Source organism: Andreprevotia sp. IGB-42 (assembly GCF_009848685.1).
Classification (GTDB): domain Bacteria; phylum Pseudomonadota; class Gammaproteobacteria; order Burkholderiales; family Chitinibacteraceae; genus Andreprevotia.
Genome location: NZ_WXTX01000007.1, coordinates 47,426 through 69,355, shown reverse-complemented (window position 1 = coordinate 69,355; position 21,930 = coordinate 47,426). Strand labels below are relative to the sequence as shown.

Below are 21,930 nucleotides of genomic sequence, written 5' to 3'. Positions count from 1 at the left end.
CAAACCGGCTCTTATCATTGCCCTACCCGTTCAGTTGCGCTGAACAGGCCCCCTACAACGGAGTTGTTCATGACGCGTTATTCACTGCCCCAGATGGCCCTGCACTGGTTGATTGCCCTGCTGATCTTCACGGCTTTCGGCCTGATCTGGTATTTCGGCAGTGTGGAAATCACCTCCGCCGCCACCTTCAAGCTCAAGGGCTCGCTGATCGCGTGGCACAAGTGGGCCGGCATCTCGGTGCTGATCCTGGTGCTGGTACGGCTGGCGGTGCGTTTCAAGCAGGGCGCCCCCGTCCCGCTGCCGGGCCAACCGGCGTGGCAACTGAAAGTGGCCGCCGGCACGCATCACCTGCTGTACCTGCTGATGATCGCGTTGCCCTTCATCGGTTGGCTGATGACCTCGGCCAAGGGTTACCCGGTGGTGCTGTTCAACCTGGTGCAACTGCCGGACCTCGTTGCCAAGAACGAAGAACTGGGCAAGGTCCTCAAGGACGTTCACGAAATCATGGCCTACACACTGCTTGCCATCGTGGCACTGCATGCGGCGGCTGCCCTCAAGCACCATTTCATCGATCGCGATGCAACACTGAAACGCATGTTGCCATCCTGTAAAAAAGGAGAAAACCAGGCATGAAAGCACTGATTACCCTCGCACTGGCGGGGCTGCTGGCCGCCCCCGCCTATGCAGCGCAAACGCTGAATACCGGCAAAAGCACGCTGGGCTTCACTTTCAAACAGATGGGCGTACCCACCGAAGGCCGTTTCAAGAGTTTCAACGCCAACGTGGCATTCGATGCCGCCAAGCCCGAAGCCACCAAGGCCGAATTCACCGTCGACCTTGCCAGCATCGATGTCGGCAGCAGCGACGGCAACAACGCGGTGAAGGGCAAGGCGTTTTTCAATACCAACGCCGGCGCCGCCAAGGCCACCTTCGTGGCCAAGTCGGTGAAGGCACTGGGTGGTGGCAAGTTCGAAGCCCGCGGCCCGCTGACGCTCAAGGGCGTCAGCCGCGATATCGTATCCACCTTCACCGCCAAGACTGCCGGCGATGAAACCACGCTGGAAGGCAGCTTTCCGCTGCTGCGCCTGCAATACAAGGTGGGCGATGGCGACTGGGACGATACCGAAGCCATCGCAGACCAGGTCAATGTGAAATACAAGTTCGTTCTGAACGGCAAATAAGCCGTTGTCTCATCCAAGTAAATCTTATCTACGGAGCTACCCATGAAAAAACTGCTTGCTGCTGCACTGATCAGCGCCTTCGCCGCGACCGCCTACGCCGCCCCGGTCACCTACGCGGTGGATGCATCGCACACCTACGCCACCTTCGCGGTGAACCACTTCGGCTTCTCCACCGTGACTGGCCGTTTCGACAAGACCAGTGGCACCGTCACGCTGGATGCCGAAAAGAAAACCGGCGCAGCCGACATCACCATCGATACCGGCAGCCTCAACAGCGGCTGGGCAGCGCGTGACAAGCACCTGAAGGGCGAGGACTTCCTCAACGTGGAGAAATTCCAGTCCATCACCTTCAAGTCGGACAAGTTCACCTTCAGCGGCGACAAGCTCGCCAAGGTCGACGGCAACCTGACCATCCACGGCGTGACCAAGCCGGTGACCCTGACCGTCACCAACTTCAAGTGCGTGGATAGCCACCCGATGGCCAAGAAGCCATGGTGCGGCGCTGACGCAACCGCCACCATCAAGCGCAGCGACTTCGGCGTTGCCGCTTATGTACCGGCAGTGGGCGACGACCTGGCACTGACCATCAGCATCGAAGCCGGCAAGCAATAATCGCCCGCGCGGCCCGATCAGAACCCGCTGCTTGCAGCGGGTTTTTTCATGTCGGGCATCCGCTATCTATACGACAGGCCTTCCCGCCAGCCACGCACTGATCGTGGTATCGCTCACCAGCTTGTCCAGCCACCATTTCAGCGCCTTGCCCGAGCCACTGGTGCGCCACGCGGCGTGCATGCGGGGTTCCGGGCGGGCTTCCTGGATCACTTTTTCGATCAGCCGGCCATCGGCCAGATAGGGCGCAGCGGCCGAGCGGAGCAGGTAGCCGCAGCCCAGGCCGGCCAGTTGCGCGGACAGTTTCACTGCGGCATCCGGCACCGTCAGCGTGGGCTGGCCTGCGAGGATGCCGACGGTGCGCGGCAGCAGGGTACGCGCGGAATCGGCAATCGCCACCACGCGATGCTCGCGGATCAGCGCGGCCGGCAAGGGGCCGGGCACATCGGCCAGCGGGTGCTGCGGCGCCACCGCAAACACGAATTCCATTTCACCGAACACATGCGTGGCAAAGCCGCCGCCTGATGGCGCCTCGTTGGCGGCGCCGATCACCAGGTCTGCGCGGTTATCCGCCAATGCATCCCATGCGCCGGCCAAGGCCTCGCGCGAGAAGCGGATGCGCGTGCCCGATTGCAGCGCGTCGAACTCGGCCAGCATCGGCCAGATCAGCTCGAATGGCAGCAGCACATCCAGGCCGATACGCAGCTCGGTTTCCCAGCCGGTCGCCACGCGCTTCACCCGGCATTCGATATCGTTGGCAGCGCGCAGCAGCAAGCGGCCGTCTTCCAGTAGCGCCTCGCCAGCCGGGGTGAGCCGGGCACGGTGGCCGCTGCGGTCGAACAACTGCACGCCAAGGTCATCTTCCAGCCGTTTCACCGTATAGGTAATGGCCGAAGGCACGCGATGGGTTTCATCAGCGGCGGCGGCAAAGCTGCCTTTGCGGGCAATCGCATCGATGATCTGTAGTGCTTCCAGGCTCAGGCGCAGCATGCAAAAAACCTCATCAATTTATTTGAACGGCTAGCTCTGAATTCTCCGCTATCACCCCATCAAACCCAAGCCTAATATCACGCCATAGCATCAATTTATCGAAAGGAGCCTGATATGATCATCCAACGCAAAGCCCAAGAACGTGGTCACGCCAACCATGGCTGGCTCGATTCCTGGCACAGCTTTTCCTTCGCCGGCTACTACGATCCGGCGCACGTGAACTTTGGCGCACTGCGGGTGATCAATGACGACCGCATCGCTGCCGGTATGGGTTTCGGCACCCACCCGCACCGCGATATGGAAATCATCACCTATATGCTGGCGGGTGAACTGGCTCACAAGGACAGCATGGGCAATGGCTCGGTGATCAAGACCGGCAGCGTGCAGCAGATGAGCGCCGGCACCGGCGTGCAGCACTCGGAATACAACCCGTCCGATACGGCCGAAGCGCACCTGCTGCAGATCTGGATCATTCCGAACGTGGAAGGCGTGCAGCCCTCGTATGCGGAAACGCAGTTCACCGCGGCAGACAAGCGCGGGCACTTGCGGCTGATCGTTTCCGAAGATGGCCGCGAAGGCTCCATCCGCATCCATCAGGATGCCCGCATCCATGCCGGCCTGTTTAGCGGTGAAGAAGCGCAGCAATGGGCGATCCCTGCCGGCCGCCGCGTGTATGTGCACCTGGCCAAGGGCAAGCTGCAGGTGAACGGGCTGGCCTTGAGTGCCGGTGATGCGCTGATGCTGACCGATGAAAGCAGCGTGATCCTCAACAATGGCCAGGATGCGGATGTCCTGGTGTTCGAGCTGGATTGATTTGCGCGCACAGCGCTTGCGAAATGGCCAACCCGCGGGTTGACCATTTCCTTATCTTGCGATCATGCAACGGCGCGCTGCATTGCTTCAGCGCTTGTGGCCGAACTCATCCTGCCAATCCTGCGATACCCAATCCGACCAGCGTGCCAGATCAGACCGGGCGGCATTGCGATCCGTCAGCGGGTATACCGGCCATTGCAGCAATGGCGAATCCGGGCGGGCGGCGCGCTTCTTCAACGCGGCGATGGCGGCCCATGCGGCCAGCATGGCAGCAAACAGCGAGTAGATACGGATCATGGAGTTACCTCGTGTGGTTATGAGGGTGCATGCCTGATCAGCCACACCGTGAACCCCATTCAGCAAGAGCCATGCCCGCCAAAAAACCCGATCAATCCCTTTAAAAACGGCACATTAGGCAACCAAGCCTACTTGGGCTGACCACTGCAACGACCCACCGCAGTGCAGGCACATCGATACTGCACCGCAACAAAGCGGCATATCGCCGTGCTACAGCGTCTTTACCACCCACTTCAGGCCGTCATCTTCCGGGTGGGTCTTGATCTCGAAGCCCAGCCGGCGCATGAAGGCCAGCATGGTCTTGTTGCTGCTGAGCACTTCGCCCTCCACCATGTTCAGGCCCTTGTCGCGCGCGGCGTTGAACAGCGCTTCCATCAGCCGTGCGCCCAGCCCCTTGCCCTGCCATTGGTCGTTGATCACGATGGCAAATTCGCAGCTGGTGAAATCCGGGTTCACCACGAAGCGCGCCACCGCCACGATCATCTCGCCGCCGCCCGATTCTACGCTGGCCACCAGTGCCATTTCGCGCGCGTAATCAATCTGCGTGAAGCGCGCCAGCATCACCTGCGGCAATGATTTGAGCGTGCTCATGTAGCGGTTGTAGCGTGTCTCGTCCGACAGGTTGGCCACGAAGGCGCTGATCATCTGCGCGTCTTCCGGGCGGATGGGGCGGATGGTCAGCGGCATGCCGTTCTTCAGGTGCGTGACCTGCGCCAGGTGCGACGGATACGGGTGGATGGCCATGTGGGCATAGCGGCGCTGGTTTTCCGGCGGTGCAGCCACGATCACGCGTGCATCCACCGCCACTACGCCCTTGTCGTCGGATACCAGCGGGTTGATATCCAGTTGCTGGATCTGCGGCAGCTCGCACACCATTTCGGATACGCGCAGCAGCACCGACTTCACGGCATCCAGATCCACCGCCGGCTGGTTGCGGAAATCCGCCAGCATCTTCTTCACGCGCGTGCGGCGGATCAGGTGATCGGCCAGCACTTCGTTCAGCGGCGGCAATGCCACTGCTACATCGTTGAATACCTCCACCGCGATGCCGCCGGCGCCAAAGCTGATGGCCGGGCCAAACGCGCGGTCGGTGGTTACGCCCACCATCAGCTCGCGGCCGAACTTGCGGCCATGCATCGGCTGCACGGTCAGGCCGCGCACCCGGTCGCCAAAACGGTCGCGCGCGCGCGCCAGCATCTTGTTGGCCTCCGCCGCCACCTGCATCAGGCTGGTGAGATTGAGCGCCACGCCATCCACATCGGTCTTGTGCGCCAGCCCTTCCACATCCAGCTTCAGCACCACCGGCAGGCCCATGCCCATGGCGGCGTTCACCGCGTCATCCGCGTTTTGCGCGCGCATGGTCAGCGTAACGGGGATATGGAACGCGCGCAGCAGTGCCTTGGATTCGATTTCATCCAGCACGCTGCGCCCGGTAGCCAGCACGCCGTTGATGATCAGGTGGGCGGTTTCCAGGTCCGGTGCTTCCCACTCGCCCAGCGGGCCCGGCGTCTGCAGCAGCAGTTGCTGGTTGTACTGCCACGCCGCCAGTGAATAGAACACCTCCACCGCCTGCTCGGGAGCGTGGAAGTACGCACAGTTGTGCTTGCCCAGCAGCTTGCGGCTGGCATCCACCTTCTTGCCGCCGATCCACGCCAGCAGCAGCGGCTTGTCGCTGCTTTTCTTCAGCGCGATCATCGCCTCGGCGGTTGCCATGTGATCGGTACCGGCTTGCGGGGTGAACACCACCAGCACGCCATCCACATTCGGATCATGCAACACGGCTTCGGTCGCGGCGTGAAAGCGCTCCGGCGCTGCATTGCCTAGGATATCGATCGGGTTGTCGTGGCTCGATTGTGGCGGCAAAAAGGTATCGAGCTTTGCCACCGTTTCCGGCGTCAGGTGCGGCATCTCCACGTGCAGATCGCGCGCACGGTCCACCGCCATCAGCCCGGCGCCGATGCCGTTGGTGATGATGGCGAGGCGACGGCCCTTGGTCTTGTACGAGCCACCCAGCACGCGCGCAGCGGTAAACAGCTGGTTGATCGAGCGCAGGCGCAGGATGCCGGCGCGGCGCAAGGCGCTATCGAATACGTCGTCACGGCCGATCAGCTGCTCGGAGTGCGTGCGTGCCAGTTTCACCGGCTCGTCATAGCGGCCCACCTTCAGCACCATCACCGGCTTGGAGCGCGCCGCCGCCCGCAGCGCAGACATCAATATGCGTGCATCGTGCAGGTCTTCGATATACAGCAGGATACTGTGCGTTTTCGGATCTGCCACCAGGTAGTCGAGCGTTTCGCCCACGTCCACATCGGCGGCGCTGCCCAGCGATACCACGGTGGAAAAGCCCACTTCGTGCGATTCCGCCCAATCGAGGATGGCGGACGTGACCGACGACGATTGCGACAGCAGCGCCATGTTGCCGGCCTTGATCTTGCCGTTGTAGTTGCCGGCAGCCAGCTTGCTTACCGGCCGCGCCATGCCAAAAACCGTGGGGCCGATGATGCGGATACCGTACTGGCGCGCGCGCGCGCGGATGCGGTCCAGCAAGCGCTTGGCCTTGGCATCGGTGCCGACGAAATCGCACGACATGATCACCACCGCGCGGATGCCGGCCTTGCCGCATTCCTCCACCAGCGCCGGTAGGGTCTTGGCGGGCGTGGTGATGATGGCCAGGTCCACCGGCTGCTTGATCTTGCGCACGTCCTTGAACGCGGCCACGCCCAGCACGCTGGCGCGGTTGAGGTTGACCGGAAACAGCTTGGCAGTGTTGAAGCCGGCCTCGACCAGATTGGCAAACACCGTGGTGCCTACCGCGCCGGGCGTCTCGGACGCGCCGATCACTGCCACGGTTTTCGGATCGAACAAGGCATTGAGGTAGTGTTGTTTCATCCGGCGCCCAGGCAGGCAATGTCGATGCACTCATTGTAAGTTGCATTCGTGATGGTTTGGCTTGTGCAGTGCGGTATTTTTGGCTGCACGCAACGCGCGGTGCTGGCAAAATCGCCGCTCGCTGTTTTTACCCCCCGAACCGGAGCCGCCAATGCGCTACCTTGCCGCCATCACCCTGATCTGGGCGCTGTCGTTCAACCTGATCGGCGAATACCTGGCCGGCCGTGTCGACAGCGACTTTGCCGTGCTCACCCGGGTGCTGCTGGCCGGCGTGGTGTTCCTGCCGTTCACCCGCTGGCGCGGCATACCGTGGCAACGTATCACCGGCACCATGCTGGCCGGCGCGCTGCAGTTCGGCGTCACCTATCTGCTGCTTTACCGCTCGTTCGCCTGGCTGACGGTGCCCGAAGTGCTGCTGTTCACCATTTTCACGCCGATCTTCATCACGCTGATCGACGATGCGTTCGAGCGCCGCTTCACACTGCGTACCAGCGTGGCCGCGCTGATCGCCATCGCCGGCTCGCTGATCATCCGCTACAACGACATCGGCGGTGATTTCCTCACCGGCTTCCTGATGCTGCAACTGGCCAACCTCTCGTTCGCGCTGGGGCAGGTCGGCTACAAGCGCCTGCTGCAACGCTACCCCACCACGCTGCCGGCCAGCGCCAGCTTCGGCTGGTTCTTTGCCGGGGCACTGCTGATTGCGCTGCCGTCCTTCCTGCTGTTCGGCAACGCGGCCAGGCTGCCCAGCACCGCGCTGCAGTGGGGCGTGCTGGTCTACATGGGCCTGGCATCCTCCGCACTCGGCTTCTACTGGTGGAACAAGGGCGCCACGCTGGTGGATGCCGGCATACTGGGGGCGATGAACAATATGCACATCCCCACCGGCATCGCCATCCACATGCTGCTGTGGAACAGCCACGAAGACCTGCTGCGCCTGCTGGCAGGCGGCGCGGTGATTGCGTTTGCGCTGTGGCTGAACGGCTACTGGCAAAAGCACTGGCAGCAGCGCTGAAACCGCTGGCAGGTGCTCTTGCTGACTGTTGGCGTACGGCACACATACGATCTAAAGCTGTTTGATTTATAATCGCGCCCGTTTCGCACCGTTTACCGATCAGGACATCCCATGGACATCAGCAAGATCCCCGCCGGCAAGGACCTGCCGAACGACTTCAACGTCATCATCGAAATCCCGGCCAATGCTGCGCCGATCAAGTACGAATTCGACAAGGAAGCCGGCTGCATCATCGTCGACCGCTTCGTCGGCACTTCCATGTCTTACCCGATGAACTACGGCTTCGTGCCGCATACACTGTCGCTGGATGGTGATCCCACCGACGTGCTGGTGTACACCCCGTTCCCGCTGGCACCAGGCATGGTCATCAAGTGCCGCGCGCTGGGCGTGCTGGGCATGGAAGATGAATCGGGCGTGGATGCCAAGGTCATCGCCGTGCCGGTCGAGAAAGTGTGTGCAATGTACGCGCACATCCAGAAGCTGGAAGACCTGCCGGAACTGCTGCTGGCGCAAGTGAAGCACTACTTCGAGCACTACAAGGATCTGGAAAAGGGCAAGTGGGTAAAAGTGACCGATTGGGGCGACAAGGCTGCTGCACAAGCCGAAATCGTTGCCAGCTTCGAGCGCGCCAAGCAGCAATAAGCTGTTTTGCCCGCCACGCAACGGAAAAGCCGGCTTTGTGCCGGCTTTTTGCATTTTGCGGCTGATGATCTGGTGTTACGCGCCGATGACAAGGCTACAGTCAGAAGTTAATGCAATACATCAAGTTGCCGAGGCAAACCATGAGCCTGAAACTGAAAATCCGCTGGGTACTGATCCTGCTGGTCATCTTCATCGTGACCACCTTCACCTTTTTCAGCTACCGCGAGGAGCGTGCGCTGGCACTGGAGGACATTGATGCCCTGCTGGTGACTGCGGCATCCACGTATCGCTTCATCGTCGGCGAAGGCTTCCACGACAAATTGCCGCCGCGCGAGCAGGCTGATCTGAAAAAAATGCACACGCTGTCGGTGTCGCTCAGCCGCTACGCCAAGGAGGCGGGCGTGCCGTATGTGTATGCATTTGCGCTGCGCGACGGCAAACCGGTGTACGTGCTTCGCTATCGGATGAAGAAATGCAGCAAGCGGCAGCCGAGTATTACCTCAAGCCGTATGAAACCTATAACGACGGCCTGAAAGCCGCGTTCAGCAGCAAAGAGCGGCAATTCTTCGTTTACACCGACAGCTACGGCAGCTTCCGCTCGGTGTACCAGCCTTTTACCAGCGCCAGCGGCGAAACCATCGTCGCGGTGGCCGATGCAAAGCTGGACGACGTGCACGCCCGGCTGAACGGGTTGCTGCTGCATGCGCTGCTGCTGGCCACCATCCTGATCGCGGTGGCGGTGGCGGCATCGTTCTGGCTATCCAACCTGGTGGTACGCCCGCTGGATGCGCTGCTGATGGCGGTGCAGAAGCTGGGCAGCGGCGAGGCCGACCTGACCGTGCGCCTGCCCGCCAACGACACGGACGAAACCGGCCGCATCGCCGGCGCATTCAACCAGTTCGTGGCCGAGCTGCACCGGCTGATCAAAGTGGTGCAAACGCAAACCCGCCAGTTGGGCAACGGCGTAGATGCCATCGGCAACGTCACCACGCAGCTATCTAGCGAGGCACGTGCGCAAACCGGCATGGCCGCCAGCTCCGCCGCCACCATCCAGCAAGTGACGGTGGGCATCAGCAGCATTGCCGAGCATGCGCATCAGGTGGAAAGCACGGTGAAGCAGGCCGATGCCAGCGCGCAGGACAGCGCCACCGCCATGCGCGAGCTGGACAGCGCCAACCGGCAGATGGCCGGCACCATGCAGGAACTGGGCACTGCCATGGGCAGCCTGGCCGAGGAATCACGCCAGATCACGCAAATCCTTGCATCGATCAAGGCCATTGCCGGCCAGACCAACCTGCTGGCGCTCAATGCGGCCATCGAGGCCGCGCGTGCTGGCGAGCAAGGACGCGGCTTTGCCGTGGTGGCAGACGAAGTACGCAAGCTGGCCGAGCGCACCACGCAATCGACGGTAGAAATCGAAACCCTGCTGCACAAGATCAGCAGCGAAACCGATAACGCCGTCACCCGCATGGATACCGCCAGCCACACCGTCGAACACAACCGGGCACTGGTGGGCGGCATTGCCGAACGCTTTGGCGCCATGCAGGCCGACATGCGCAGCGCCGCCAGCCAGGTCAGTGAAATCTCCGGCGCCACCCGCGAGCAAAGCGCCGCTGCCGAGCAGATTGCCCAGGTGGCCGAGCAGATCAATCGCCAGGCAGAGCAAACCGAAGCTGCGCTGGAACGCACGCGCGGCACATTGCACGAACTGGCCACGTCCGGCCAGGCACTGCAGGACGTGGTGAACCGCTTCCGTTTGTAAGCGCCGGCATCAACAGCACCGCGCCCTCCACAACCCCGCTCTCTGGCTGCTTTTTGCCCGGTATTGGCGCATGCTGCCATGCGTACCCACACACCCGTTGATGCACTGCCATGTCGCTTATTGATACCTACCTGCCCGTATTCCAGTTCCGTGAACGCCATAGCTTGCCGGTGGATGCGCCGCCTGCCGCGTTGATGGATGCCGTGATGCAGCCGGAAATCACCGACGACCCGTGGATGCAACGCTTCATCAAGCTGCGCGAATGGCCCAGCCGCGCACTGGGCAAGCTGGGTGGTGGCAACCGGCTGGCCAACCGCGGTGCATTCGGGCTGGGGGATTTCGTATTGCTGGGGCGCGATGCCGATCACGAAATCGCGCTGGGGGCGGTGGGCAAATTCTGGCGCTTCGATTACGGCCTGGTGCCGATGGCGGACGCTACGGCGTTCAGTCACTTCAGCAACCGCGGCACACCCAAGCTGGTGCTCAATTTCCGCATCGAAACCGGCGCAGACGGGCAGCACCGCCTGAGCACGGAAACCCGCATCTTCTGCAATGACCGGCTGTCCTACCTGCGCTTTCTGCCCTACTGGTGCCTGATCCGGCCGGTGAGCGGGCTGATCCGGCGCCGCCTGCTGGCGCGTATCCATCACGCGGCCCGCACCTTGCCTTGATGCCCGCGGCCATGGCTGCCGGCGCATGCTCTGCCTGGGCAAGGCATGAAGTGCTACCGCCAAACGTCATCCGGATAGTCGCGGTCTGATCTGGAGCATCCCAGACGCTCAACGCACCACCATCACCGCACCATTCACGCCACATGCACCAATACGGAACACAAATTCCGCCACACCTTCCGCAAATGCATCGTTGCGGTGCACAAACCAGATGACATTCATCACGTAAAAAACGATAAATCATTTAAAAACAACAGCCTAACCAACCAGGCACAACGCTTGCTTTTTGGTGCATCGCACATGCACCACGCCCGCATATGCACGCAAGCCACGCACCAAACCCGGATGCAATGCCCAAAACTGGCACCCTGATTGGAGTTCTTCATGCCGCAATCCTTTTCCAGCAACGATGTACTGTTCGTGCTGCTTGGCGCCATCATGATCCTGGCCATGCACGCCGGCTTTGCATTTCTTGAGCTTGGTACCGTCCGCAAGAAGAACCAGATCAATGCACTGGTCAAGATCCTGACCGACTTCGCCGTATCGACCATTGCCTATTTTTTCATCGGTTATGGCATCGCCTATGGCGTGCACTTCTTCGCCCCGGCCAGCGTGCTGGCGCAGCACAGCGGCTACGGCTTGGTGAAGTTCTTCTTCCTACTGACCTTTGCCGCGGCCATCCCCGCCATCATTTCCGGCGGCATCGCCGAACGCGCGCGGTTTCACCCGCAATCGGCCGCCACGTTTGCGCTGGTCGGCCTGGTGTACCCGTTCTTCGAAGGCATGATGTGGAACAACAACTACGGCGTGCAGGACTGGTTTACCAGCGCGTTTGGCGCGCCCTTCCATGACTTTGCCGGCTCGGTAGTGGTGCACGCGGTGGGCGGCTGGATTGCGCTGGCGGCCGTGCTGCTGCTGGGCGCACGCCGTGGCCGCTACCACAAGGATGGCGGCATGGCCGCACATCCACCTTCGAGCATCCCTTTCCTGGCACTGGGTGCATGGATACTCATCGTCGGCTGGTTCGGCTTCAACGTGATGAGCGCGCAAAAGGTGGCCGGCATCTCCGGCCTCGTCGCCATGAACTCGCTGATGGCCATGGTGGGTGGCACGCTCACTGCCATGTGGGTGGGCAAGAACGACCCCGGCTTCATCCACAACGGCCCGCTGGCGGGCCTGGTGGCCGTGTGCGCGGGTTCGGACATCATGCACCCGCTGGGCAGCCTGTTTGTCGGCGGCGTAGCCGGTGCCGCGTTCGTCTGGCTGTTCACCCTCACGCAAAACCGCTGGAAAATCGACGACGTACTGGGCGTATGGCCGCTACACGGCCTGTGCGGCGCCTGGGGTGGTATCGCCGCTGGCCTGTTCGGCCTGCCCGCGCTGGGCGGCCTGGGCGGCGTCAGCTTCTGGGCGCAAGTCACCGGCACCGTGCTGGGCATCGTGGTGGCGTTTTTGGGTGGCCTGCTGGTGTATGGCATCCTGAAGAAAACCGTCGGCCTGCGGCTGGATGAAGAGGATGAATTCCACGGCGCGGATCTGTCCATCCACAAGATTTCAGCTTCGCCGGAGCGCGAGACCAGTTGGTAAGGCGGAGCGCTTCAGGGCACCACACGCCCGAGCATGGCATAGTGCATGCCCATAACAAGCGACCACGCTTGTTGCGTCATTCCAGACTGAGGGCGTAATCCATGCAAATTACCCTGATGCGGCACGGCAAACCTGTTCTGGACCGCACAGGCTGGATCAGCCCGCGGGAAATGGCCGGCTGGATCACCCGGTACGATACATCCGAAGTCGAACAGCATGGCGTGCCTGCACCCTGTGTAGATGCGGCCCGCACTGCAATGGTGGTGATCGTCAGCACTGCCAGCCGTGCCGCGTCATCGGCACATGCGTTGGGGCGTGATGATTTCCTGGTTGATGCGCTGTTTTGCGAAGCACAGCTACCCTTCCCGAACTGGCGCTTTCCATATCTGCCAGCACAGGCATGGGCGCTACTATTCCGTATCGGCTGGCTGTTTGGCTATGCACGTGGTACCGAATCAGTACATGAGTGCAGGCAACGCGCACGGCAGGCCGCACTGCGGCTCGCCGCGCTGGCCGCGCAACAGCCAATATTATTGATGGGGCATGGCGTCATGAATGAGTTGATTGCAAAAGAGCTGCTCACCATGGGCTGGCAAGGGCCGCCGAAAACAACAGGCCGCTATTGGGATTTCAGCCAGTATCAAAAATGTGGCGATGGTCCCGTTTATACAAGTGATATGTAAAGACCGCGGCCCCGGTCAATATCAAGCAAGTGTTGCTCCCCATCTTTGCAGCATGTTGTTATCAAACAGTTGGCGCCGCAAAACAAAACGGCGTGCAATGCACGCCGTTTTGTTCAGCTACCCACTATGCGCAACTCAATGCACGAACAGTGCAATCAGGATCACGATGGGCAGTGGAATACCAAGCAAGAGCAAAAGAATCGAGCGCATGATTATCTCCTAACCGGGTTGATCAAAGGGTGGGCAGCGGGGACAAGCGATCACGCTGGCGGCCACCGATGGTTGCGGTGATGCTGGCAACGAAGGCGCCGAACAGCAACGCGGCGAACAACCACAGTGCAGTATGTGCTGCCGCCTTGCGCGCCGCGTCTGCAGCCGCCTTGGCTTCATCGCGTGCACGGATGGCGTTGGCAAATACGGCATCGACCCGTTGTTCTGCCTCGGCCTTGTTAAGGCCGGTGCGCTGTGCAACATGCTGCGCCAGGTAAGCACGGTCATTGGCCGGCAGGCTGCCAGCGGCCAGATCGGTCACGAAGATCCTGCTCACTTCGATGCGTGCTTCGGGATTGGTTTCCGCCACCTTGTCGCTACGCAGCAACTGGTCGGAGAAATAATCGACCGGGTTACCGATGTGCGGTGCATCGCGCTGGATCGCCGGGCCGGCAGCAACACCGGTAGCAACTGCCGCAGCAGAACCTGCACCAGCAACGCCCTTCACCAGGCTGGCAGCACCGCCCCCGACCAGGGCAACGGTCAGCAAGGATGCCACTGCCCAGCTCAGCAAGCCGTGCGCGGTATCGCGGAAATATACTTCATCGGTATGCACGCTGGCCCACTTCACCCGCAGGCGGCCAGACAGATAGCCACCGATGCCCGATGCCGCCAGTTGGGTAAATGCAATCCAGGCCACCGCGGCGATGCCAATAGTGGACCAGTCATTGTTTGCCCACGGCGAAACACTGGATAGCCCAAGGCCAAAACCGAGTACCAGCAGGATCAGCGACAAAGCCGCCGCGGCTGTGGCACCGGCGAAGATCGCCGCCCAGGATACGCCCGAGCGATTGGCATCCAGCGCGCCATCTGGTACTGCATTGAAAACGCCACGAGTTGAATCATGCACTGGCGTAAGCGGAGCTGTGTTTGGCATTTGAAATGCTCCCGATAAAAGTAATGGACTTTTGGAATGGATTGCCAGGCAATCTGCTTGCAAAAACAAGCTGCCATTGGCGGATGCTGCTGAATTGATATTGGCAAATCAGGCCGGACAAAATCAGTAACCTGCGGCGTATTCCGTTGTAGGTATCGGACTCTTCCTTGTGGGATATACCGCACTTGAAAAAGGCCGCCTGCAAGCAGGGAGCCCTGCAACGTGGATTTACCTGCAGTGCTCAAGCACCCGTGCGATCGCGGTACTGCTCGTCCACCCGGTTCCACGAAGCGCGCACCGCTTCGCGGCTCTGCTCCCAATCCAGCGTGGCATGCTCGCGATGCCGCTCATAATCTGCGCGCAGCTCCGGCTCTACTTCGTCAAAGCTCAGCTCATCGTATTGATCCCGGCCGAGATAGCCGGTTTTGTAGGCCGGCTGGTAATCGTCGAAACCGAAAGCCGGATCGGCATACGGCTGGCTGGCGTGGTTGGCCCGCCAGTATTCATCTTCTGCCGAAGGGTTGACCCGCTCGGCAACCACCTTGCCCGCCAAGCCCCCGGCTACCGCGCCGATCGCCGCCCCCACCACCATCCCCGCCGGGCCACCCGCCGTACCCATGGCAGCACCCGCCACCGCCGCTGCCCCCATGCCGGCCACGCCACCTGCGGCGGCGCCGGCTGCGGTACCGGCCGGATGAAAACTCTCCGCTCCGGTGACCGGGTCTTCGTTGTCGCGTGGATCGTTCGGGTCGATATGGTTGCCGGACATGATGCTTCTCCTTGGATATGAACACCGACGGCCACACAACTGGCCATCATTGCTGGCCATCTTGGGCTTTGCAAACAAGGAAGAATGTCGGACAACGGCCTGATGGAATGCAGGCCTGTGCGACACGGGGAAAACGCTGATCCAGCAGCGTGCATCCAATTGGAAACTGACCATCGCCGGCACGGCCAATTCGGCCAATTGATGCAGAGGCGATTCAATGGAAATCGCCACTCACTTTCACGCCATCCATGCGCACACGGTAGGTCTGGCCGGTGGCGCCATCCCTGAAACGCCAATTCTCATCTTCATGCATGTCCACCGCAAAATTGCGCAGCTGGCAGCCGCCTTCAAATGTCAGCGTGAGATCGCTGCTTAACTGGTCAATTGCAACAGCAACCAGCACCCTGCCAATGAGCAGATCCGATTCGCGACATTTCTGTTCAAAGCGCCGCCGGTACTGCGCGGTAGTTTCGTCCTCTTCCGGCTCATCCGGAAAACCATAGCTGGATGCAACAACGCCATTCTCGCCTTCCACCCGCCATGGCGGATCAAGCCACAGGCTGCTTCTTTCATCCGGCTGCCCGGGTGGGGGGCGGCGTCCCAAAACAGCAGGATCGTGTTGCCTGCTATGGATTTGGCCGCAACAGGCTTACCCACCAAGGTTTGCAGCATGGATTCCAGCCGGGACAACATGTGATACATCAAGGCATTCTTCAAAAGTCTGGTGTGCCATTTTCCATTAACCCGGCAGCACGTGCACGCGGCCCACCACTCCCGCCAGTAACCGGATTGGGGACGGGCAGCGCCACGCTGGTGTACTGATCCGCTGCGAGACCATCCACGGCCAGGCTGACATCAACAGCGCCTTTTTTCGGCCTGTTCGCGCCCGCTGACAGCAATGGCTGACGGATATGACCGGCTGCAGGCCGGATTACCCGAAAATACAGCCTTGCGACACCCCGCCATCTTTCATTTACGGACAGCAAATCATCATCAAACCATCCCGGTTTCGTCATGCTTGGCGCATAGAATGGCGACGAACCTCAGGGGTGGATACGATGCAGATACCAGCCGGTATGTCCAACGCGGTGTATGTGAAAACCGACAAAGGCCAGCAGGAAATACAGCAGCGCGGCAACTTGTCGCCCCTGCTGCGCCGCCTGCTGATCGTGATCGACGGTGCACGCACCGTGCGCATGCTGAGCACCATGCTGGCAGGCAGCGATGTGATGACACTGCTGCTGGAACTGGAAACGCGCGGCTTCATCGTCAACCCCGCGGCCATCGCCACCTTCCGCATGCTGGGCGACAGCGATGCCGGCATCGCCGCCCACAGCCCCGCTGCTGCTGGCCCCATCCTACCGGTGATCTCCAGCCCCCCGGTGATGAGCACCCCGCCGGCCCAGGAAGAAGCCGAGTCCGAGCTGGACCCAGCCCGCATCAACGACATCAAGGTACTGATGCGCGACAGCACCACGCAATTTCTCGGCCTGATGGGCAACAGCCTGGTGGCGGAAATCGAAGCGGTGCAGAATGCCGCCCGCCTGAAAACCGTGATGGCGCGCTGGAACATGGCGCTGCGCGAATCGCGCACCGGCGCACCGTATGCCGATCAGTACATGAAGGCCGTCAAGACGCTGATCCGCGTCTGACGCCGGTCAGGCAACCCGCACGCCACACCCGCGTACGGGCATTGCACGCATCCCGCCAACAGCTCGCGGCATCCCGTTATACTTGGCGGTCTATCTCTGGAGACCGTCCATGTTGAAACGCCTGCGCCCGCTGTTGTTGTCACTCTGTGCAGCCTCATTACTTGCCCCGTTGCCAGCGCTGGCCGCAGCAAAGCCCAAGGCCGCGAACGAGGCCGCTTTTCCGGCAGCAGTGCTGTGGCGCGTCGACAAGGCCGGCATGAAATCGTCGTGGCTGTTCGGCACCGCGCACGTGACCGATCCGGCAGTCACCACGCTCTCAGCCCCCATCCAGAAGGCATTCGACAGTTCCGACCGCATCGTTACCGAAATCCGCCTGGATTTCCCGATGATGATGGCGCTGGCCAAGAGCATGCTGATGCCGGAAGGCCAGCAACTGGCTGACCTGATCGGAGCCGAGCGCTACAAGAAACTGCTGCCCGAGCTGGAAGCGCGCAGCTACCCGGAAGTGGCCGCACGCCGCATGAAGCCTTGGGCGGCAGCCATGCAGCTGATGGTACCCAAGCACCAGGCTGGCCAGGCGCCGCTGGACTTGCTGCTGGCCAAGATGGCCATCGAGAGCGAGCGCGAATACCTGGGGCTGGAAACGGTGGAAGAACAGATCGCCGTGTTCGAGGACATCCCGCAGGACAAGCAGATCAGCCTGCTGAACAGCCTGATCGACCAGCAGCCGCAGCTCGATGGCTACTACAAACAGTTGGTGGCGCTGTACGTGAAGCGCGACATCACCGGCATGCTCAAGTTTGCCGACAAGGATGAAGTGAATCTGCCGGATGCCGACAAGGCGTTCTTCGACAACTGGAAAGACAAAACCCTGCTGGCTGATCGCAACGTGCGCATGGATGAGCGCATGCAGGAACTGCTGGCCAAGGGCAACAGCTTCATTGCCGTGGGCACCTTGCACCTGCCGGGCAAGGATGGGCTGATCGAGCGCCTGCGCGCACGCGGCTATACGCTGACCCCGATATTCGACACCAAGAAATAAAGCCATGCCCAGAGCCGGTTGCACCGGCTCTTTTCACGTCCGCAACCCGGTGCTGGCCCCGTCACACCACCGGTTTTCTGGAGTAACCCCATGCAACACCGCCTGCTTCCCGGCACCGACCTGACCGTCTCATCGCTTTGCCTCGGCACCATGACCTTCGGCGAACAGAACAGCGAGCAGGACGCGCACCAGCAGCTCGACGCCGCCGTTGCCGCCGGCATCAATTTCATCGATACCGCCGAAATGTACCCGGTACCCGCCAATGGCAGCACACAGGGCCGCACCGAAGCCCATGTGGGCAGCTGGCTGGCGAAACAACCGCGCGACAAGGTGGTGATCGCCACCAAGGTATCCGGCCCCAACCGTGGCATGGCCTGGATACGCGGCGGCCCGCAATTTACCGCCGCGCAGATCGTTGCAGCATGCGATGCATCGCTGCAGCGGCTGCAAACGGATCATGTCGATCTTTACCAGGTGCACTGGCCAGCGCGCGCGGTGCCCATGTTCGGCAGCAGCCTGTACAACCCGGCCGATGAAAAACCCGACACGCCCGGCATCCATGAGCAGCTGGAAGCGCTGACGCAGCTGGTGAAGGCCGGCAAGGTGCGTTACTTGGGCGTATCCAACGAAACCGCCTGGGGCGTGGCCGAGTGGGCGCATGTGGCGGATGCCAACGGCCTGCCGCGCATCAAGACCATCCAGAACGTGTATAACCTGATCAACCGCGCGTTCGAGAGCGGGCTTGTCGAAGCCTGCCATCGCGAGCAGGTGTCATTGCTGGTGTACAGCCCGCTGGCGTTCGGCCTGCTCAGCGGCAAATACCTGGCGGGCGACGACAAGGACGGCCGCATGACGCGCTTTCCGCAATTTGGCGCGCGTTACCGCAAGCCCTTCGTGGAAGAAGCCATTGCCGCCTACGCGGCGCTGGCACGCAGCCATGGCATCACCCCCACCGAGCTGGCGCTGGCCTTCGTGCAAAGCCGCTGGTTCGTGGCCAGCACCATCATCGGTGCCACCACGCTGGCGCAGCTGGGCGAGGACATCGGCAGCAGCAAGGTAGTGATCACGCCGGAGCTGGAAGCCGGCATCGAGCAACTGTATCGGCAGTACCAGAGCCCGGCGCTGTAACGCCGCCTTTCGCCCGTTGCGGGCATCAACTATAGATGGGTGGCGCGGCAGCACCTCGACCGCCGCGGCCCCTGTCCGGAGAAAACCCATGAAGAAAATGCTGATGGCCGCTGGCCTGTTGCTGGTCTCTGCACTGGCCAGTGCCAATTCGAACTGTGACAAGCCGAAAGATGATTTCGACGGCCTCTACTGCCTGAACAAGGTGTACCTGCAGGCAGACAAGGACTTGAACGAGGTGTACGGCAAGCTTGTGAAGCAGCTGGATGCAGACGGCAAGGCTGCGCTGAAGAAAGGCCAGCTGGCGTGGATCAGCAACCGCAATAGCGAGTGCAGCTACAAGGACGCCAAGGGCTTTTACGTGAACCTCGATTGCGCCACCCGCACCACTACCGAGCGCGTGCAGTTCCTCACCGAGCGTTCACGCGAGTGCAGCAGCGCCGGCTGCATGAACAGCAAACTGAAATGATCGTACGGGCCGCGCAACGGCCCGTTTTTTTGCCCGCCGTCCACCTGGCGGCAGTGGGTCCGCCATTGCACCACCGCCAGCGGCAATCTTCAGGTTGCCGTTGTGGCTGGCCTCACTTGTCTGCTGGCGCCGCTGTCATGCGGCTGTCACCTGGCCGTTTTTTCTGGTAGAAAACGGCTTGCCTGTTCTTCCCTGCGCTCATCCTGACGCGCAAGGCCCATGCCCGATCACGCAAGAGCATCCATGAAAAAAATCCTGATCCTGAGTGTCAGCGCCGGTGCCGGCCACATGCGCGCCGCACAGGCCATCGAAGCCAGCGCCGCACTGCATGATGCGGCCATCAGTGCCACGCACCTGGACGTGATGGAATACGTGGGCAGCGGTTTCCGCAAGCTCTATACGGATTTCTACATCAAGCTGGTGAGCAACCACCCGGCACTGTGGGGCTACCTGTACCAGAAAACCGATGAAGCCGAGCAAAGCGGGCTAAGCCAGAAGCTGCGCCGCGCGGTGGAGCGGCTCAATTGCCGTGCGCTGATCGCCGAGATCAAGCAGCAAAAGCCCGATGCCATCATCTGCACACACTTCCTGCCGGCCGAATTGCTGTCGCGGGAAATCCGCAAGGCGCGCATCAACGTACCGGTATGGGTACAGGTGACGGATTTCGATCTGCACAGCATGTGGATCGTACCCAATATGGCCGGCTATTTTGCCGCCAACGAGGAAATTGCCTACCGCATGCGTCTGCGCGGCCTGCCGGCCGATATCGTGCATGTGAGCGGCATCCCCATCATGCCGGCATTTGCCGCACCGCTCGATCGGGCCGAGTGCGCGGCCGAATACGGGCTGGACCCGGCGCGCCAGACCTTTCTGATGATGGCGGGCGGTGCCGGGCTGGGCGGGCTGGAAGCACTGGTCGAGCGCCTGCTGGCCATGGATGGCGATTTCCAGCTGATCGCCATGTGCGGCAAGAACGAAGCCATGCTGGCATCGCTGCAGCAGATTGCCGCCGCCCACCCGGGTCGGTTGTTTCCGCAGGGCTTCACCAACAAGGTGGAACGGCTGATGGCGTGTGCGGACCTGGCCATCACCAAGCCTGGCGGGCTGACCACCTCCGAGTGCATGGCGATGGGGCTGCCGATGATCGTCAATTCACCGATACCCGGGCAGGAAGAGCGCAACGCCGATTTCCTGCTGGAGCAAGGCGTGGCGCTCAAGGCCATCGATGCCGCAGCGCTGGAGTTCCGCATCCGCGCGCTGCTGGCCGAGCCGGAGCGCCTGGCCACCATGCAGCGCAAGATCGTGCCACTGGGCCGCCCGCACGCGGCGCGCTTCGTGCTCGACCGCGTGCTGGCGCAGCAACACGCATGAACCGGCAACGGCTGATCCCCCGCGGGCAAACGCTGCTGCTGCTGGCGTGGGTATTGCTGCTGGGGTTTTTCTTTGCCAACGTGGAAATCCAGATCGAGGGCGCTGGCGGCTGGGCCGCCAACCTGCCCACGTGGCGGGTGGAAAAACACTGGCTGCTGGATATCTTCTGGGGCGGCCGGGCAATGACCGGCTACCACGCGTGGGTGTTTCCATTCATCGGCCTGTTCTTCCACTTGCCGGTGTTCTTTTCCTGCCAGTGGTCGTGGCGGATCGAAGCCCGCATCGTGGCCTGCATCATGCTGTTCTGGATCAGTGAAGACTACCTGTGGTTCGTGCTCAACCCTGCCTACGGCATTGCTCACTTCAGCCCGGAATTCGTGCCCTGGCACAAGCACTGGATCGCCTTTGCCCCCACCGATTACTGGACCATGACCGCCGTGGCGCTGGTGTTGCTGTTTGTATCCGGTAAACCCTCCGACAAATCCGCAGCATCATCGCCCCAGCCCTGAACCCCGACGCAGATCATCCATGCCCCACCCTTCTTCCCCTGTACTGGCCGTGTTGCTGGCCGCGCTGCTTGTTGGCCAGGCCGGCATCGCCAACGCGGAACACGCAGCCGGTGGCACGGCCACCCGCCCGCAAAGATGGGCGCAGCCGGTTACGGATGCATCCGTCAACAATCTGTACCGCATCACGCCCAATCTCTACCGCAGTGCCGCGCTGACGAAAAAAGACGTGGCCCAGCTGCAGCGGCTGGGGGTGCGCAAGGTGATCAGCTTCCGCGCCTACCATGCCGACGACAAGATTCTTGCCGGCAGCAAGATTGCCATCCAGCGCATTCCCATCAATACCTGGAACATCCGCGATGCAGACATGATCACTGCGCTGAAGGCGCTGCGCGAAGTCGACAGCAACGGCCCGGTACTGATCCACTGTCTGCACGGTGCCGACCGCACCGGCCTGGTTTCCGCGCTGTACCGCGTGGTGTATCAGGGCTGGAGCAAGCAGCAGGCGATGGAAGAGCTGGAGCACGGCGGCTATGGCTTTCATGCGGTATGGAAGAACATCAGGACCTATATGGACGAGGTGGATATCGACAAGCTGCGCAATGCGGTGAACGCTTAGCGTACGTGGCCGGGCAGCCACAGCGGGGCCATCGCGCCTACAGTTGGCTGCAGGCTGAATCACATGGTTTAAGCAAAGTCATGGCACAGTA

At 61.5% G+C, this 21,930-nt stretch carries 24 protein-coding genes; 18 read left to right on the top strand and 6 right to left on the bottom strand.

The genetic code is table 11. The annotated features are described in order from the left end of the window. Positions 1-69 precede the first annotated feature (69 nt). From IGB42_RS12070 to IGB42_RS12060, 3 genes are read left to right on the top strand one after another with little or no spacing between them, the layout of a single operon-like run. Entirely contained in the window at positions 70-633 is a 564-nt protein-coding gene (locus IGB42_RS12070; RefSeq protein WP_159671906.1) for a cytochrome b, read from the top strand. Further along, positions 630-1,181 carry a YceI family protein gene (locus tag IGB42_RS12065; RefSeq protein WP_159671904.1) on the top strand — a complete coding sequence of 184 codons (552 nt, stop codon included), beginning with the start codon at positions 630-632 and terminating at the stop codon, positions 1,179-1,181. Before IGB42_RS12070 ends, IGB42_RS12065 begins: the two co-directional genes overlap by 4 nt. Positions 1,182-1,223: 42 nt before the next feature. Further along, positions 1,224-1,793, top strand: coding sequence for a YceI family protein (locus IGB42_RS12060; RefSeq protein WP_159671902.1), 570 nt, complete (start codon positions 1,224-1,226; stop codon positions 1,791-1,793). A gap of 66 nt (positions 1,794-1,859) precedes the next feature. Here IGB42_RS12060 and IGB42_RS12055 read toward each other — a convergent pair whose 3' ends face one another. After that, positions 1,860-2,780 carry a LysR family transcriptional regulator gene (locus IGB42_RS12055; protein ID WP_159671900.1) on the bottom strand — a complete coding sequence of 307 codons (921 nt, stop codon included), beginning with the start codon at positions 2,778-2,780 and terminating at the stop codon, positions 1,860-1,862. 114 nt (positions 2,781-2,894) lie between these two features. Here IGB42_RS12055 and IGB42_RS12050 point away from each other — a divergent pair, with 114 nt between their 5' ends. Then, positions 2,895-3,593: a pirin family protein gene (locus tag IGB42_RS12050; protein ID WP_159671898.1), complete on the top strand. Its 699-nt coding sequence runs from the start codon at positions 2,895-2,897 to the stop codon at positions 3,591-3,593. A gap of 87 nt (positions 3,594-3,680) precedes the next feature. Here the strand turns inward: IGB42_RS12050 and IGB42_RS12045 are convergent, their stop codons facing one another. Continuing rightward, on the bottom strand, positions 3,681-3,890 hold the full coding sequence (locus IGB42_RS12045) for a hypothetical protein (RefSeq protein WP_159671896.1): 210 nt from the start codon (positions 3,888-3,890) through the stop codon (positions 3,681-3,683). Positions 3,891-4,100: 210 nt separating this feature from the next. Further along, on the bottom strand, positions 4,101-6,779 hold the full coding sequence (locus IGB42_RS12040; RefSeq protein WP_159671894.1) for a GNAT family N-acetyltransferase: 2,679 nt from the start codon (positions 6,777-6,779) through the stop codon (positions 4,101-4,103). A gap of 151 nt (positions 6,780-6,930) precedes the next feature. On the opposite strand from IGB42_RS12040, the gene IGB42_RS12035 reads away from it, so the two are divergent. The 7 genes from IGB42_RS12035 (at position 6,931) to IGB42_RS12005 (ending at position 13,139) form a co-directional block, all read left to right on the top strand. After that, on the top strand, positions 6,931-7,794 hold the full coding sequence (locus IGB42_RS12035) for a carboxylate/amino acid/amine transporter (RefSeq protein WP_159671892.1): 864 nt from the start codon (positions 6,931-6,933) through the stop codon (positions 7,792-7,794). A gap of 111 nt (positions 7,795-7,905) precedes the next feature. After that, positions 7,906-8,436: an inorganic diphosphatase gene (ppa, locus tag IGB42_RS12030; protein WP_159671890.1), complete on the top strand. Its 531-nt coding sequence runs from the start codon at positions 7,906-7,908 to the stop codon at positions 8,434-8,436. 140 nt (positions 8,437-8,576) lie between these two features. Continuing rightward, on the top strand, positions 8,577-8,969 hold the full coding sequence (locus IGB42_RS12025; RefSeq protein ID WP_159671888.1) for a hypothetical protein: 393 nt from the start codon (positions 8,577-8,579) through the stop codon (positions 8,967-8,969). Next, the gene (locus IGB42_RS12020; protein ID WP_159671886.1) at positions 8,909-10,198 is read left to right on the top strand and encodes a methyl-accepting chemotaxis protein; all 1,290 of its coding nucleotides are present in this window, start codon (positions 8,909-8,911) and stop codon (positions 10,196-10,198) included. The genes IGB42_RS12025 and IGB42_RS12020 overlap by 61 nt, the downstream gene beginning before the upstream one ends. 110 nt (positions 10,199-10,308) lie before the next feature. Beyond that, positions 10,309-10,869, top strand: coding sequence for a hypothetical protein (locus IGB42_RS12015; protein WP_159671884.1), 561 nt, complete (start codon positions 10,309-10,311; stop codon positions 10,867-10,869). 384 nt (positions 10,870-11,253) lie between these two features. Next, positions 11,254-12,456 (top strand): ammonium transporter, encoded by a 1,203-nt coding sequence (locus tag IGB42_RS12010; RefSeq protein WP_159671882.1) that lies wholly within the window; start codon positions 11,254-11,256, stop codon positions 12,454-12,456. A gap of 257 nt (positions 12,457-12,713) precedes the next feature. After that, positions 12,714-13,139 carry a histidine phosphatase family protein gene (locus IGB42_RS12005; protein WP_201799920.1) on the top strand — a complete coding sequence of 142 codons (426 nt, stop codon included), beginning with the start codon at positions 12,714-12,716 and terminating at the stop codon, positions 13,137-13,139. Between the two features lie 232 nt (positions 13,140-13,371). On the opposite strand, the gene IGB42_RS12000 is transcribed toward IGB42_RS12005, so the two are convergent. The 3 genes from IGB42_RS12000 to IGB42_RS11990 form a co-directional block, all read right to left on the bottom strand. Beyond that, positions 13,372-14,286, bottom strand: coding sequence for a hypothetical protein (locus tag IGB42_RS12000; protein WP_201799919.1), 915 nt, complete (start codon positions 14,284-14,286; stop codon positions 13,372-13,374). A gap of 241 nt (positions 14,287-14,527) precedes the next feature. Then, positions 14,528-15,055 carry a hypothetical protein gene (locus IGB42_RS11995; RefSeq protein WP_159671878.1) on the bottom strand — a complete coding sequence of 176 codons (528 nt, stop codon included), beginning with the start codon at positions 15,053-15,055 and terminating at the stop codon, positions 14,528-14,530. A gap of 214 nt (positions 15,056-15,269) precedes the next feature. Next, positions 15,270-15,659, bottom strand: coding sequence for a hypothetical protein (locus IGB42_RS11990; RefSeq protein ID WP_159671876.1), 390 nt, complete (start codon positions 15,657-15,659; stop codon positions 15,270-15,272). 454 nt (positions 15,660-16,113) lie between these two features. On the opposite strand from IGB42_RS11990, the gene IGB42_RS11985 reads away from it, so the two are divergent. The 7 genes from IGB42_RS11985 (at position 16,114) to IGB42_RS11955 (ending at position 21,839) form a co-directional block, all read left to right on the top strand. Next, positions 16,114-16,707: a hypothetical protein gene (locus IGB42_RS11985; protein ID WP_159671874.1), complete on the top strand. Its 594-nt coding sequence runs from the start codon at positions 16,114-16,116 to the stop codon at positions 16,705-16,707. 109 nt (positions 16,708-16,816) lie between these two features. After that, positions 16,817-17,749 carry a TraB/GumN family protein gene (locus tag IGB42_RS11980; protein ID WP_159671872.1) on the top strand — a complete coding sequence of 311 codons (933 nt, stop codon included), beginning with the start codon at positions 16,817-16,819 and terminating at the stop codon, positions 17,747-17,749. A gap of 90 nt (positions 17,750-17,839) precedes the next feature. Then, entirely contained in the window at positions 17,840-18,877 is a 1,038-nt protein-coding gene (locus IGB42_RS11975; protein WP_159671870.1) for an aldo/keto reductase, read from the top strand. Between the two features lie 88 nt (positions 18,878-18,965). After that, positions 18,966-19,343 (top strand): lysozyme inhibitor LprI family protein, encoded by a 378-nt coding sequence (locus IGB42_RS11970; RefSeq protein ID WP_159671868.1) that lies wholly within the window; start codon positions 18,966-18,968, stop codon positions 19,341-19,343. A 243-nt stretch (positions 19,344-19,586) separates the two neighbouring features. Continuing rightward, positions 19,587-20,714 carry a glycosyltransferase gene (locus IGB42_RS11965; protein WP_159671866.1) on the top strand — a complete coding sequence of 376 codons (1,128 nt, stop codon included), beginning with the start codon at positions 19,587-19,589 and terminating at the stop codon, positions 20,712-20,714. Further along, on the top strand, positions 20,711-21,223 hold the full coding sequence (locus IGB42_RS11960; protein WP_159671864.1) for a hypothetical protein: 513 nt from the start codon (positions 20,711-20,713) through the stop codon (positions 21,221-21,223). Before IGB42_RS11965 ends, IGB42_RS11960 begins: the two co-directional genes overlap by 4 nt. A gap of 19 nt (positions 21,224-21,242) precedes the next feature. Next, positions 21,243-21,839 carry a dual specificity protein phosphatase family protein gene (locus tag IGB42_RS11955; protein WP_159671862.1) on the top strand — a complete coding sequence of 199 codons (597 nt, stop codon included), beginning with the start codon at positions 21,243-21,245 and terminating at the stop codon, positions 21,837-21,839. Positions 21,840-21,930 lie beyond the last annotated feature (91 nt).

Bases quoted from the DNA above. Each gene is read 5' to 3' on its own strand.
- IGB42_RS12070 (WP_159671906.1), top strand. From the start codon at position 70: ATGACGCGTTATTCACTGCCCCAGATGGCCCTGCACTGGTTGATTGCC.
- IGB42_RS12065 (WP_159671904.1), top strand. From the start codon at position 630: ATGAAAGCACTGATTACCCTCGCACTGGCGGGGCTGCTGGCCGCCCCC.
- IGB42_RS12060 (WP_159671902.1), top strand. From the start codon at position 1,224: ATGAAAAAACTGCTTGCTGCTGCACTGATCAGCGCCTTCGCCGCGACC.
- IGB42_RS12055 (WP_159671900.1), bottom strand. From the start codon at position 2,780: ATGCTGCGCCTGAGCCTGGAAGCACTACAGATCATCGATGCGATTGCC.
- IGB42_RS12050 (WP_159671898.1), top strand. From the start codon at position 2,895: ATGATCATCCAACGCAAAGCCCAAGAACGTGGTCACGCCAACCATGGC.
- IGB42_RS12045 (WP_159671896.1), bottom strand. From the start codon at position 3,890: ATGATCCGTATCTACTCGCTGTTTGCTGCCATGCTGGCCGCATGGGCC.
- IGB42_RS12040 (WP_159671894.1), bottom strand. From the start codon at position 6,779: ATGAAACAACACTACCTCAATGCCTTGTTCGATCCGAAAACCGTGGCA.
- IGB42_RS12035 (WP_159671892.1), top strand. From the start codon at position 6,931: ATGCGCTACCTTGCCGCCATCACCCTGATCTGGGCGCTGTCGTTCAAC.
- ppa (WP_159671890.1), top strand. From the start codon at position 7,906: ATGGACATCAGCAAGATCCCCGCCGGCAAGGACCTGCCGAACGACTTC.
- IGB42_RS12025 (WP_159671888.1), top strand. From the start codon at position 8,577: ATGAGCCTGAAACTGAAAATCCGCTGGGTACTGATCCTGCTGGTCATC.
- IGB42_RS12020 (WP_159671886.1), top strand. From the start codon at position 8,909: ATGCAGCAAGCGGCAGCCGAGTATTACCTCAAGCCGTATGAAACCTAT.
- IGB42_RS12015 (WP_159671884.1), top strand. From the start codon at position 10,309: ATGTCGCTTATTGATACCTACCTGCCCGTATTCCAGTTCCGTGAACGC.
- IGB42_RS12010 (WP_159671882.1), top strand. From the start codon at position 11,254: ATGCCGCAATCCTTTTCCAGCAACGATGTACTGTTCGTGCTGCTTGGC.
- IGB42_RS12005 (WP_201799920.1), top strand. From the start codon at position 12,714: ATGGTGGTGATCGTCAGCACTGCCAGCCGTGCCGCGTCATCGGCACAT.
- IGB42_RS12000 (WP_201799919.1), bottom strand. From the start codon at position 14,286: ATGCCAAACACAGCTCCGCTTACGCCAGTGCATGATTCAACTCGTGGC.
- IGB42_RS11995 (WP_159671878.1), bottom strand. From the start codon at position 15,055: ATGTCCGGCAACCATATCGACCCGAACGATCCACGCGACAACGAAGAC.
- IGB42_RS11985 (WP_159671874.1), top strand. From the start codon at position 16,114: ATGCAGATACCAGCCGGTATGTCCAACGCGGTGTATGTGAAAACCGAC.
- IGB42_RS11980 (WP_159671872.1), top strand. From the start codon at position 16,817: ATGTTGAAACGCCTGCGCCCGCTGTTGTTGTCACTCTGTGCAGCCTCA.
- IGB42_RS11975 (WP_159671870.1), top strand. From the start codon at position 17,840: ATGCAACACCGCCTGCTTCCCGGCACCGACCTGACCGTCTCATCGCTT.
- IGB42_RS11970 (WP_159671868.1), top strand. From the start codon at position 18,966: ATGAAGAAAATGCTGATGGCCGCTGGCCTGTTGCTGGTCTCTGCACTG.
- IGB42_RS11965 (WP_159671866.1), top strand. From the start codon at position 19,587: ATGAAAAAAATCCTGATCCTGAGTGTCAGCGCCGGTGCCGGCCACATG.
- IGB42_RS11960 (WP_159671864.1), top strand. From the start codon at position 20,711: ATGAACCGGCAACGGCTGATCCCCCGCGGGCAAACGCTGCTGCTGCTG.
- IGB42_RS11955 (WP_159671862.1), top strand. From the start codon at position 21,243: ATGCCCCACCCTTCTTCCCCTGTACTGGCCGTGTTGCTGGCCGCGCTG.